Annotated in this window: 12 protein-coding genes; 9 read left to right on the forward strand and 3 right to left on the reverse strand. The window is 43.4% G+C overall.

The annotated features are described in order from the left end of the window. Positions 1-27: 27 nt before the first annotated feature. The gene (locus PKF022_RS00645; protein WP_281776796.1) at positions 28-2,007 is read left to right on the forward strand and encodes a tetratricopeptide repeat protein; all 1,980 of its coding nucleotides are present in this window, start codon (positions 28-30) and stop codon (positions 2,005-2,007) included. Here the strand turns inward: PKF022_RS00645 and PKF022_RS00650 are convergent. Further along, positions 2,004-3,995 carry a tetratricopeptide repeat protein gene (locus PKF022_RS00650; protein ID WP_281776797.1) on the reverse strand — a complete coding sequence of 664 codons (1,992 nt, stop codon included), beginning with the start codon at positions 3,993-3,995 and terminating at the stop codon, positions 2,004-2,006. The genes PKF022_RS00645 and PKF022_RS00650 overlap by 4 nt on opposite strands. Positions 3,996-4,227: 232 nt before the next feature. Between PKF022_RS00650 and PKF022_RS00655 the strand changes: the two genes are divergently transcribed. From PKF022_RS00655 to PKF022_RS00670, 4 genes are read left to right on the forward strand one after another with little or no spacing between them, the layout of a single operon-like run. Then, positions 4,228-5,109, forward strand: a complete 882-nt coding sequence (locus PKF022_RS00655) for an amino acid ABC transporter substrate-binding protein (protein WP_281777445.1) — start codon at positions 4,228-4,230, stop codon at positions 5,107-5,109. Between the two features lie 23 nt (positions 5,110-5,132). Continuing rightward, positions 5,133-5,924 (forward strand): amino acid ABC transporter permease, encoded by a 792-nt coding sequence (locus PKF022_RS00660; RefSeq protein ID WP_281776798.1) that lies wholly within the window; start codon positions 5,133-5,135, stop codon positions 5,922-5,924. An 11-nt stretch (positions 5,925-5,935) separates the two neighbouring features. Beyond that, positions 5,936-6,604, forward strand: coding sequence for an amino acid ABC transporter permease (locus tag PKF022_RS00665; protein ID WP_216231137.1), 669 nt, complete (start codon positions 5,936-5,938; stop codon positions 6,602-6,604). Between the two features lie 36 nt (positions 6,605-6,640). Next, a complete protein-coding gene (locus PKF022_RS00670; RefSeq protein WP_216231138.1) occupies positions 6,641-7,375 on the forward strand; it encodes an amino acid ABC transporter ATP-binding protein in 735 nt (244 codons plus the stop codon). A gap of 23 nt (positions 7,376-7,398) precedes the next feature. Here PKF022_RS00670 and PKF022_RS00675 read toward each other — a convergent pair whose 3' ends face one another. Then, positions 7,399-8,577, reverse strand: coding sequence for a Do family serine endopeptidase (locus PKF022_RS00675; protein WP_281776799.1), 1,179 nt, complete (start codon positions 8,575-8,577; stop codon positions 7,399-7,401). A 21-nt stretch (positions 8,578-8,598) separates the two neighbouring features. Beyond that, entirely contained in the window at positions 8,599-9,021 is a 423-nt protein-coding gene (gene mscL, locus PKF022_RS00680) for a large conductance mechanosensitive channel protein MscL (RefSeq protein ID WP_281776800.1), read from the reverse strand. Positions 9,022-9,158: 137 nt separating this feature from the next. Here mscL and petA point away from each other — a divergent pair, with 137 nt between their 5' ends. From petA to PKF022_RS00700, 4 genes are all read left to right on the forward strand, one after another. Further along, positions 9,159-9,761, forward strand: a complete 603-nt coding sequence (gene petA / locus PKF022_RS00685) for a ubiquinol-cytochrome c reductase iron-sulfur subunit (RefSeq protein ID WP_216231141.1) — start codon at positions 9,159-9,161, stop codon at positions 9,759-9,761. Positions 9,762-9,771: 10 nt separating this feature from the next. Continuing rightward, positions 9,772-11,172 carry a cytochrome bc complex cytochrome b subunit gene (locus PKF022_RS00690; RefSeq protein WP_216231143.1) on the forward strand — a complete coding sequence of 467 codons (1,401 nt, stop codon included), beginning with the start codon at positions 9,772-9,774 and terminating at the stop codon, positions 11,170-11,172. Positions 11,173-11,237: 65 nt separating this feature from the next. Further along, entirely contained in the window at positions 11,238-11,987 is a 750-nt protein-coding gene (locus PKF022_RS00695; protein ID WP_281777446.1) for a cytochrome c1, read from the forward strand. Positions 11,988-12,086: 99 nt separating this feature from the next. Further along, a complete protein-coding gene (locus PKF022_RS00700) occupies positions 12,087-12,698 on the forward strand; it encodes a glutathione S-transferase N-terminal domain-containing protein (protein WP_068320223.1) in 612 nt (203 codons plus the stop codon). Positions 12,699-12,717 lie beyond the last annotated feature (19 nt).

Raw genomic sequence — 12,717 nt, forward strand, 5'->3', positions numbered from 1 at the left:
TGCGAGTCCTTCGATTAAGATAAGTTTATGAGTCCTCAAATTATTCAATTACTACAAAAGGCAACACAAGAGATACAGGCCAATCAGCTTGATTCTGCCAAGCTAATCTTGGAAGAAGCATTAAGAATTGATAACAAGCAAACGGAGATATTGCGTCATTTGGGAGTAGTTGCTGCTATTGAGGCGGATTGGGAGGAGGCTTTGAGATATTTTGACCTTGCCATTCAGTCTGATCCAAATAACTTCCTTGCGCTGAGTAATCGCGGAAATATTCTGAAGTTATTGATGCGTTTTGAAGAGGCTCTGCAATCTTATGAAGCGGCGCTCCTGTTGAATCCTTCCGATGTCAGCGCTCTATGTAATGCTGCTGTCATCTTTAATCTGCGCCATGAATATGGGCTTTCACTTGCTTGCAGTGAAAGGGCAAGCGCCATCAATCCTGAGTCTTTGATGGCCTGGGAGGAGATGGGGAAAACCTATTGGCTGACGAAGCATTATGAGAAAGCAATTGATGCTTTTGATCGAGTCATCGCCTTAGATCCCGGCAATCTGAATGCTTGGCTCTCTAAGGGAAATATTTACGCTGAGGATAAGCAATTTGCTTTGGCTCAGACAGCATTTCAGAGGGCATATGAGATTGCCCCTCAATTGGATTACTTGTTTGGCATAAAACTGCAAAATGCCTTGCAGATGTGCGATTGGTCAAATTTGCAAGATCAGACTCGGCAGCTCATAAGTGGGATACAGGAGGGGCATAAGGTTGCCCTGCCTTACAACGTATTTACCTTGTTGGATGATCCTGAATTGATCAAGAAGGCGATATCTATTTACGCCAATGGTATTCAGGGGGATATCAAAAGAGAGGGCATTTCCTCATACCCAAATCATCAAAAAATTCGTTTGGGCTATTTCTCGGCAGACTTTCATGATCATCCTACGGCTCACTTGATGGCTGAATTATTTGAAAGCCATGACCGAGAAAAGTTTGAATTAATCGCATTTGTTTTTGGACGCAATCAGCCAGATGAAATGCGCTCAAGACTTGTGAAGGCATTCGATCAGTTTATCGATGTTGAACACAAAGCAGATCAAGAGATAGCAGCCCTCTCTCGGGAGTTTGAGATTGATATCGCGATTGATGTAAAAGGTTTTACCCAGGAGGGTAGGGCGCCTATTTTTATGTATGGAGCCGCACCCATTCAGGTCAGCTATTTAGCCTTCCCTGGCACTATGGGTACATCATGCTTCGACTACGTTGTTGCAGATCCCGTTTTGATACCTAAAGATGCTCAAAATGGCATGGTTGAAAAGATCATTTACTTACCAGATAGCTATCAGGTTAACGATAGAAATAAAAAAGTTTCTTTATCTGCAAAATCAAAAGAAGACTATGGTCTACCATCTTCAGGATTCATATTTTGTTGCTTTAACAATAATTACAAAATTTTGCCCTCAGTATTAGATGGTTGGATTCGAATACTCAATGCAGTAGATGAGAGTGTGCTTTGGCTTTTTGCTGATAATCCCTTTGCAGTAGCTCATTTGAAAAAGGAAGTCGCGATAAGAGGGTTAAATCCAGATAGGATTATTTTTGCGGGGCGCATTCCTTCAGCAGAACATATAGGCAGATATCAGTTAGCAGATTTATTTTTAGACACATTTCCTTGTAACGCACACACTACAGCTAGTGACGCCCTATGGGCTGGACTACCGGTGCTGACATTAGCAGGAAAATCCTTTGCTGCCAGGGTGGCTGCGAGCTTATTGAATGCTATAGGGCTACCTGATTTGGTAGTCAACTCCCAGCAAGAGTATGAATCTTTAGCTATCGAGTTAGCGACTCATCCTGAGAAATTACAGGTAATAAAGAACCGTCTTAAGCAAAATTTATTAACAGCACCATTGTTTGATACACCACTCTTTACTAAAAATTTAGAGAGTGCTTATATGGAAATATACAAACGTCATCAACAAGGCGTCCCACCAGAACATATTTATATTTCTTAAGTTGGTATTTTTGCGACGGTTATATCTTGAGGTGGTTGATTATTCGCTGAAAGTATCTGTGCTTTTATCAGAGCTTGTTCAAGATTCTGTACAAATAGTTTGCTATTAAAAAGGGGTCTAGTATTCTTATTGGCGATTAATTTCTTTTTTATTTCATCTAGCTTGCTACTTTGTGACCCCAATTCAATTGCCTGCTCCTCATAGCTCGCAATAGATTGGTGAATTAATTCGGGTAGATTGAGGCTTGTAAGTAGGCTTGAGGCAACCCGACTTGGGAAGGATGACCCCTGCAAAGTGAGTACTGGGACATCCATCCAGAGGGCATCACTAGCAGTTGCGCCAGCATTGTAGGGGTTGGTATCCAGAAATAAATCAACGATCCCATAGCAGGCAAGGTAGTCGGCCCTTGGCTGGCGCTCCATAAAAATGAGTCGTTTGGTATCTAGGCCTTTACTGATTGCATGGGCTTTGAGGTTGGCAACAGCCTGTGAATTTTCTGCAAAAAGCAATAAAACAGTATTGTCCGTGCTTTTTAATATTCTTAGCCAAGAGTCAAAAATAGGCTTTGTAATTTTAAAAACATTATTGAGATTGCAATAAACAAATTGATCCGCTGCAATTCCAAAATCTTCTTTTGTGAATACTTTGGTTCCGGGGGCTCGTTTAGAGTCATTTGCCTGATAGCTCGGCAGGTAAATAATTTTTTCGGTATAAAAATTTCTGAGCTCATTGGGAATAATGACTTCATCAGCGATGAGGTAATCCATATACTCAGCACCCATCGTCCCTAGAAATCCAATGTAGCTCATTTGAATAGGGGCTGCTCGTAGTGCAAAGATTTCGGATCTAGCGTTCTCTGTATAGCCACACAAATCAATTGCAATATCAATCTGCATCTCTCTGGATAAGAGGGCAATTTCTTCGGGGGTTTTATTGGCAACATCAATGAATTGGTCAAATGAGGCGCGTAGCCTTTGGCGCATTAAATCTGTGGTCTCTTTGCCAAAAGAAAATGCATAGACCTCAAACTGGCTTCGATCATGCAGTTCAAAGACTTCTGCCATTAAATACGAAACTGGGTGTTCATGAAAGTCCGGCGAAAAGTAAGCGATACGAATTCTCTGATTCGTATGTTTTGGTATTGGACCTAACCTAGGATCGCTGGGGTAGTTGCTTTGTGCAAACAGCGTCGCTGCCTTTTGACTTAGGGCTGGTGAGTCAATAAGTGCCGATATGGGTAGTGGAGAAATAATTTTTTCACCATGATCAATGCCATTGATTAATCGATGTTCTATTTCTTGTATTCCCTCCCACATACACATTCGCATGCGGGTATAGATACAGTCCCCATACAAAAATTCAATCCCAGGATTGAGGGCATAGGCCTTTTCAAAGCAAACCAATGCTTCGGGATATTTTTTAAATGCACTTAAATCAATACCGAGATTAACCCATGCTTCTGAGTGTGAAGGATCGGCGCTAACAGCCTTTTGATAAAAGTGAATAGCCTTATCTAATTCATATTGATCGTCATAAAGTCTACCGATGTTGTATAGCAAATCTGCAGATTGGTCATTAATAGAAGCAGCTTTTAGAAAATATTTTTGAGCTTCAATCTTTTGACCCATCAGCGCATAGGTGGCACCCATATCGTGAAGAACTTCAAAGCTATGGGGATCAAGGGCTAAAGCTTTTTTAAGGGAAACAAGTGACTCAGGGTATTTCCCTAAGGCAAGATAACTCGAGCCTAATTCATAAAAAATGATGGGGGAGCTCACCCCCTGATTAATACAGTCGCTCAGAAGTTGAACTGACTGATTCTTGTCGGGAAAGGAGTTGGCGATCTGCGTGAGTAATTGGGTGGAATCTGGATGTCCAGTTTGGATCTTTAATATCTCTAGTAATTGCTGAATGCCAGCCATTAATTGGCCAGAATTCAGCAAGTCCAAGGCTTTTTGATAGCTACTTGAGATTGAGGGCTGATTCATGGTCTTATTTTAGGGGGTAAGACTGATAGTTTTTGGTGGCCCTCCCTTGGAAAGTATGGTTTGGGTGGATTAAATTGAAAAAGTCTGCTAAAAATGAACCTCGAGATAAAAATAATATCTATTAGCGTATCTAAATAAACATAACTCAACAACACTGGGACCCTTTTTAAAGAGGCAATTTATTATGCAAAATGTGAAATCCAAATCTTTCCTCTATTCAGCACTCTTTGTGATGGCTGCACCATTAATGATGGCATCCTCCAGCGCAAATGCTGCAAGTGCCACTATGGATAAGATTAAGTCTAGCGGCGCTGTCACTATGGGCGTACGTGAATCTTCTATTCCTATGTCCTATACCACTGGCGATAGCCGATTTGATGGCTACCATGTAGAGATCTGCCGCATGATTTTGGGCGATATTAAAGACAAGCTAGGCATGAGCACATTGCGCATCAATTATCAGCCAGTGACTTCGCAAAATCGTGTGCCATTGGTGCAAAATGGCACGGTGGATATTGAGTGCGGCACAACTACCAACAATACTGCCCGTGCAAAAGATGTTGGTTTTGCTAACACTCTTTACGTTGAAGAAGTACGCATAGCAGTTAAAGCTAATTCAGGCATTACTTCTATTTCTCAGCTGGCAGGTAAAAAAGTTGCCACTACCACTGGAACTACCTCTGTTCAGCTATTGCGTAAGCATGAAAAAGCAAACGGCGTGAACTTTGATGAAGTGTTTGGTAAAGATCATGCAGATAGCTTCTTGTTATTGGAGTCAGGCCGTGCAGACGCTTTCGTAATGGATGGCTCAATTTTGGCGGGTAATATTGCTAACTCGAAGAATCCAAAAGATTTCAAAATTGTTGGCGAAGTGCTTGCTACTGAACCAATCGCCATCATGGTTCCGAAGAATGACCCTGAGTTCAAGGCTGCCGTGAATGCTGCTATTGCGAAGATTGTTGCTAATGGCAAGATGCCTGGACTTTGGAATAAGTGGTTCTTGTCACCAATTCCACCAAAAAATATCGTAGTAGGTCTTGAGCTATCCCCAGCCACTAAAAATGCTTGGGCCAACCTCAACGACAAGCCTGCGGAAGACTACAACAAGAAGTAATTTAATAAAAATAAGTTTCTTATATGGCATTAGATTTAGGTGTTTTTTGTAAAAGCACCTTAGATGGAGAAGTAGTTGAACACTGCTTCTCCTCTATCTTTGGACTTGCTCAAAATGCGGATCCCAGTTATCTGGACTGGCTGATGAAGGCCTGGGGCTGGACGCTGGCTGTTGCAGGCCTAGGACTTGCGATTGCTTTGATTTTGGGTGCCGTTATGGGTACGCTGAGAACGCTACCTGATAACGGAAGAGTGAGTAGGGTATTGGTCAGACTCTCAACCGCCTGGGTTGAACTGTTCAGAAACATTCCTGTTTTGGTTCAGGTATTTCTTTGGTACCACGTTATTCCCGCTTTTGTTCTTCCCTTAAAAGCGCTTCCCTCGTATTGGCTCGTCAGCATTGCTTTAGGGTTTTTTACATCTGCACGAATTGCAGAGCAAGTGCGTGCTGGTATTCAGTCTTTACCAAGTGGTCAAAGAGCTGCGGCAACCGCACTTGGACTAACAACGCCCCAAGCTTATCGGTATGTCATCTTGCCTATGGCATTGCGTATCGTTATTCCTCCGCTGACCTCGGAGAGTATGAACGTGATTAAAAACTCATCCGTTGCATTTGCGGTGTCCGTTCCCGAGCTTACTTTATTTGCTATGCAAGCCCAAGAGGAGACCTCTCATGGCGTTGAGATTTATTTAGCAGTGACTGCGCTGTATGCCTTATCTGCTTTTGCAGTCAATCGAGTGATGACGTTGATTGAAAAAAGAAGCCGAATTCCTGGGTTCTCTGCCGCATCTAATGATGCAAGTCTGGCTCATTAAATGGTGATGATATGTTGAGCTTAGATCTAAGTTTTTACAATTGGGAGCTGTTTACAAATTACATTCTGAAAGGTTTGTTATTTAGCGTACAGCTGACAGTCATTGCCACTATTGGTGGCATCGTAGTGGGTACTTTTTTAGCGCTGATGAGGCTTTCCGGTAAGCCGTTTTTAGTTTATCCCGCTACTTTTTACATCAACACAATGCGCTCCATTCCATTGGTCATGGTGATCCTTTGGTTCTTCTTGTTGATTCCGATGTTGATCGGTAGGCCCATTGGAGCAGATTTATCTGCAACGATTACCTTCATTGCATTTGAAGCAGCTTTCTTTTCAGAGATTGTCAGAGCGGGTATTCAGTCGGTGCCTAAGGGTCAGATGTATGCAGGCGAAGCCTTAGGAATGACCTATGGACAAAATATGCGTTTGGTAGTTTTACCGCAAGCATTTAGAAACATGATCCCTGTTTTTATGACGCAGACCATCATTTTGTTTCAAGATACCTCTTTGGTCTACGCGATTGGAGCCTATGATTTATTAAAAGGTTTTGAGATTGCAGGTAAAAATTATGGCCGTCCAATTGAAACCTATATTTTGGCTGCCGCTACCTATTTCATCATCTGCTTCTCTCTATCTAAAGCGGTACGCGCCATACAGGCAAAAGTTGCCATTATTCGTTAATTATTTTTTTGATCGCTACACACTATATAGACCATCATGATTGAACTTCAAAACGTTTCTAAATGGTATGGCTCCTTTCAGGTTCTGACGGACTGCACTACGTCAATTAAAAAAGGTGAGGTGGTGGTTATTTGCGGCCCTTCTGGTTCTGGGAAGTCGACTTTAATTAAAACCATCAATGCGTTGGAGCCATTTCAGTCGGGCCAAATTTCAGTTGATGGCATTAATCTGCATGACCCTAAAACCAATCTACCTAAACTGCGTGCTCGGGTAGGTATGGTATTTCAACACTTTGAACTTTTCCCGCACCTTTCTATCACCGAGAATCTCACGCTTGCCCAAATTAAAGTATTGGGACGCACGGCCGATGAAGCAAAAACTCATGGCCTTAAGTATCTCGAGCGAGTTGGATTAATTGCGCAGAAAGATAAGTTTCCAGGTCAGCTATCTGGCGGTCAGCAACAACGTGTTGCCATCGCACGTGCTTTAAGTATGGATCCAATTGTGATGCTGTTTGATGAGCCTACCTCTGCCCTTGACCCTGAAATGGTTGGTGAAGTGTTGGATGTGATGGTAAAGCTTGCCAATGAGGGTATGACGATGTGTTGCGTTACTCATGAAATGGGTTTTGCACGCAAGGTTAGTCATCGAGTGATCTTCATGGATCAGGGGCGCATTATTGAAGATTGCAGCAAAGATGAATTCTTCGGCAATCCAGACGCGCGCTCGCCGAGAGCAAAAGACTTTTTATCCAAAATACTGGCTGGATAAATCTAGCGGAATAGTCTCCGCCGTTAATTCATTGTTTTTGGTTTGGGCCTTTTGCCGGCTTGAACCTTAAGCTCTAATTCTTTATCTTTGCGTAAGATTTTGAGAGTAGCCTCATTGCCGGGGCTAATTTGTGCAATCTGATTGAGTAGCTGCCTGACATCTTTGGTGCTATTGCCATTGACAGCAACTAAAACATCCCCAGGCTTGACGCCACCCTTGGCTGCGGGCCCACCCTCCAGAACTCCAGATAAAAGAACACCAGTGGTATTTTTAGGCAATCCTAGCGATTCAGAAAGCTCCTTTGAGAGGTTTTGAGGTTCCACCCCAATCCAGCCCCTTGTCACACTGCCGTTACTGAGGATCGATTCCATGACCTGCTTTGCAAGGTTAACTGGGATGGCAAAACCAATCCCCATAGAGCCTCCATTTTTGGAATAAATGGCAGTGTTAATTCCAATTAAATGACCACGTGTGTCTACTAATGCGCCGCCAGAATTTCCGGGATTAATTGCAGCATCCGTTTGAATAAAGTTTTCAAAAGTATTGATGCCTACATGATCACGACCTAGGGCAGAAATAATTCCTGAGGTCACTGTTTGACCAACTCCAAATGGATTTCCAATGGCGAGCACTACATCACCCACATGAATGGATTCCACTTTTCCTAGTGTGATTGGTGTTGGTAATTGTTTGGCATCAATCTTTAAAACAGCAATGTCAGTTTCTGGGTCGCTACCAATTATTTTGGCTTTTACTTTTCTTCCATCGGCAAGCGCTACATCAATTTCATCTGCATCACTAATGACATGGTGATTGGTGAGAATAATGCCTTCGGGGCTTACTAGTACCCCAGAACCAAGACTGGAGCTGGGCTCCGCGTCTGGTGGTTGATCGCCAAAAAAGAATTTAAAAAAAGGATCGGCCGAATTATTACCATTACCTTTGCGGGTTTTGGGTGTTACATTTGCCTTGCTTGTAAAAATATTGACTACTGCAGGCATCGATTTTTTGACAGCCTCATGATACGAGCCAGGACTGACTGCGGAGTTGTCGTAAGTGCCTTCCTTAAGGGTGACGCTCTCCACCATCGAGCCCATTTGTCCATTCGATAGCCAACTTGGTTTAAGAGTGGCAACAATGAACAATGCAGCCATCAAAATGGTTACTGATTGTGCAAATAGCAACCAGATTCGATTCAACATTTTGGATTGAGCGTACGCAGATTATTTTTTGAGGCTGTCACGAATCTCGCGAAGCAAAATCACATCCTCTGGAACTGGCGGAGGAGGAGGCGCATCCATTAAACGAATTCTATTCACCACTTTGACCATTTGGAAGATGACGAAGGCCAAAAGAATGAAATTGATCGAAATGGTGATGAAGTTGCCATAGGCAAAAATGGGTACCCCAGCCTTTTTAAGGGCATCAAAGGTTCTTGGGACACCCTCTGGGATATGGCCAAGGACAAGAAAAAGGTTCGTAAAGTCGATATGACCCCCTAAAAGGGTCGAAATCACGGGCATAACGATGTCATTTACCAGGGAATCGACAATTTTCCCGAAAGCGCCGCCAATAATGACGCCGACTGCCAAATCAATCACATTGCCCTTTACAGCAAAGTCCCGAAACTCCTTTAAAACGCCCATAAATGCTTTCCTTTGAACATGGATCCAGATTAACCCGAAATTAACCCCATAACTTTCTTGCTTACCCCACTTTTTACTTTAAAATCCTATCTTTAAGCAATTTCCACCCATAAATACCCTTTTTAGGAATTTTGTAAATGAGTGACAAGCCCTGTATGGACAAGGATCGCCGTAATTGGTTGATCGCCACTTCGGCGGTTGGCGGTGTAGGCGCAGCTGCAGCCCTTTACCCTTTTGTGGACAGTTTTGAGCCTTCTGAGCGTGCTAAAGCCGCCGGAGCCGCTGTTGAAATCGATATCGCTGGCATGCAGCCGGACGAAATGAGGATGGTTGAATGGCGCGGCAAGCCTGTTTGGGTGGTTCGTCGTACCCCTGAGCAAGTTGCTGAGTTATCAAAGATTGATAGCGAATTGGCTGATCCAGATTCTTTGCGTGACCCAGCTCAATTTACGCCTCCTTACGCCCAAAATCAGTGGCGCTCCATTAAGCCTGAGTACCTTGTAGTTGTGGGCATTTGCACCCATTTGGGCTGCTCTCCTACCGCTAAGTTTGAATCAGGTGCACAACCTTCTTTGCCTAATAATTGGCCAGGCGGCTTCCTTTGCCCATGCCATGGTTCGACATTTGATATGGCCGGCCGTGTATTTAAGAACAAACCAGCCCCAGACAATATGGAAGTACCGCCGCATATGTATTTGAGCGATACCAAGATTCTGGTTGGCGAAGATAAGAAGGCCTAAGGAGAGATAAATGGCATTTCACGAAAAAGAAGTTCCTGCAGACGCTTCAGCCGCCGTAAAGTTAATGGCATGGGTTGACTCACGTTTGCCTGTTACAGACGCATTCAAGCGTCATATGAGTGAGTACTACGCTCCTAAGAACCTGAATTTTTTCTATATCTTTGGTGCATTAGCTATTGTGGTTTTGGCAATTCAGATCATTACTGGAATTTTCCTAGTGATGAACTACAAGCCAGACGCAGCTAAGGCATTTGAGTCTGTCGAATACATCATGCGCGAAGTGCCATGGGGTTGGTTGATTCGCTACATGCATTCAACTGGTGCCTCAATGTTCTTCGTAGTGGTTTATCTACATATGTTCCGTGGCTTGATCTACGGCTCCTATCGCAAGCCACGTGAATTGATTTGGATTTTCGGTTGCGCAATTTTCTTGTGCTTGATGGGTGAGGCGTTCTTTGGTTACTTGCTCCCATGGGGTCAAATGTCCTATTGGGGTGCACAAGTAATTGTGAACTTGTTCTCAGCGATCCCATTTATTGGCCCAGACCTATCTTTGTGGTTGCGTGGCGACTATGTTGTTGGTGATGCTACCCTCAATCGTTTCTTTGCATTCCATGTGATCGCTATTCCATTGGTATTGATTGGACTAGTTGCTGCTCATATTCTTGCGTTGCATGAAGTGGGCTCAAACAATCCAGATGGCGTAGAAATTAAAGAGAATTTAGATGCAAACGGTCATCCAGTTGATGGCATTCCGTTCCATCCTTATTACAGCGTTCACGACGTCATGTACTTGGGCGGATTCTTAATGGTATTTGCTTGTGTCGTATTCTTTGCGCCAGAGATGGGCGGATACTTCTTGGAAGCAAATAACTTTATTCCGGCTAATCCATTTGTAACGCCAACACATATTGCTCCGGTCTGGTATTTCACGCCGTTCTACTCCATGTTGCGGGCAACGACCACTAACTTCTTATTGCCTTTGTGGATCTTCTTGGCAGTCATTCTTGGAATGTTTGCGAGAAGTTCAAGCGATAAAAAAGTGAAGGGCGCATGTGCCGCAATCGCAGTGATATTGGCCGCTGGCTTCTACCTGTTTGATGCTAAGTTTTGGGGCGTTGTGATCATGGGCGGTTCTGTTGTCATCATGTTCTTCTTGCCTTGGCTTGATAAGTCACCAGTGAAATCAATTCGCTATCGTCCACAGTTCCATAAATATATTTATGGTGTGTTCGTTGTGAGTTTCATTATCTTGGGCTACTTAGGTATTGAGCCACCATCACCAGTATTCGAAAAGATTTCTCAGATTTGTACGATTTATTATCTGGGCTTTTTCTTGGCAATGCCTTTCTGGAGCAAGCTTGGTACGTTCAAGCCAGTTCCAACGCGCGTTACTTTTAAGCCCCATTAATTCACGCCTGAGATATCAGCAAAGAGAAACTAGGAACTAGCATGAAACGAATTCTGCAAACTTTGATGGGCGTCTGCCAAGCAACAGTATTGGTTGCGGCCCTCGGCTTTGGTGTTAATGCCAATGCAAATGAAGGTGGCTTTCCTTTAGATAAAGCCCCTGATCGTGTAAGTAGCAATGCCTCATTACAAAATGGCGCAAAGATTTTTGTGAACTATTGCTTAAATTGCCACTCAGCAACAAGCATGCGTTACAACCGCTTACGCGATATCGGTTTGACAGATCAGCAAATTAAAGACAATTTGATTTTGACTGATGCCAAGGTTGGCGATCTGATGACGATTTCCATGACACCTAAAGAAGGTAAGGCATGGTTTGGTAAGACTCCGCCAGATTTATCTGTTGAGGCTCGTGCCCGTGGTATCGACTGGCTCTATACCTACTTCCGCACTTTCTATAAAGATGACAACACTCAAACTGGATGGAACAACTTGGTATATCCAAACGTGGGTATGCCGCATGTTTTATGGCAGTTGCAGGGTGAGCGTGCTGCGAAGTTCGACGAGCGCAAAGATCCTCATGACGACAGCAGGGTTGAAAAAGTATTTGTAGGCTTTGAGCAATTAACCCCAGGCACAATGAAGTCACAAGAGTACGACGACAATATCGCCGACTTAGTTGCTTTCATGTCATGGATGGCTGAGCCAGTGCAATTAGAGCGTAAACGCCTTGGCGTAGTAGTCCTCTTGTTCTTGGCAATCTTCACCATCTTGGCTTGGCGTTTGAACAAGGCCTACTGGAAAGATATTCACTAATTAAATGAAATGAGCTCTACAAGTAGAGCTCATTCGTGATGAGATTTAACGCTGATGTGCGTTTGTTGTATTGAAGTAGAAATTTAAGGAAATAAATTTATGATGGTGTTGTACTCGGGTACTAATTGCCCATTCTCGCAACGCTGCCGTTTGGTGCTTTTTGAAAAAGGCATGGATTTTGAAATCCGCGATGTTGACTTGTTTAATAAGCCAGAAGACATCTCCGTAATGAACCCTTATGGCCAAGTGCCTATCTTGGTTGAGCGCGACTTAATTTTGTATGAATCTAACATCATCAATGAATATATTGATGAGCGTTTCCCTCATCCACAATTGATGCCGCCTGATCCAGTGGCGCGCGCACGTGCACGACTCTTCCTTTTTAATTTTGAGAAAGAGTTGTTTGTACACGTAGCAGCTTTGGAGAACGAAAAGGGTAAGGCTGCTGAGAAGGTTCATGAAAAAGCGCGCTTAGCGATTCGCGATCGCCTGACTCAGTTGGCGCCAATATTTGTCAAAAACAAATATATGTTGGGTGACGAGTTCTCAATGCTAGATGTTGCCATTGCTCCATTGTTATGGCGTCTTGAGCACTATGGCATTGATCTCTCTCGCAATGCTGCTGCCTTACTGAAATACGCTGAGCGTATTTTTAGTAGACCTGCATACATTGAGGCATTGACTCCTTCTGAGAAGGTAATGCGCCGCTAAGTTTTGCTAGCGGTTCATT

It is taken from the genome of Polynucleobacter sp. KF022 (assembly GCF_027924105.1).
Classification (GTDB): Bacteria; Pseudomonadota; Gammaproteobacteria; order Burkholderiales; family Burkholderiaceae; genus Polynucleobacter.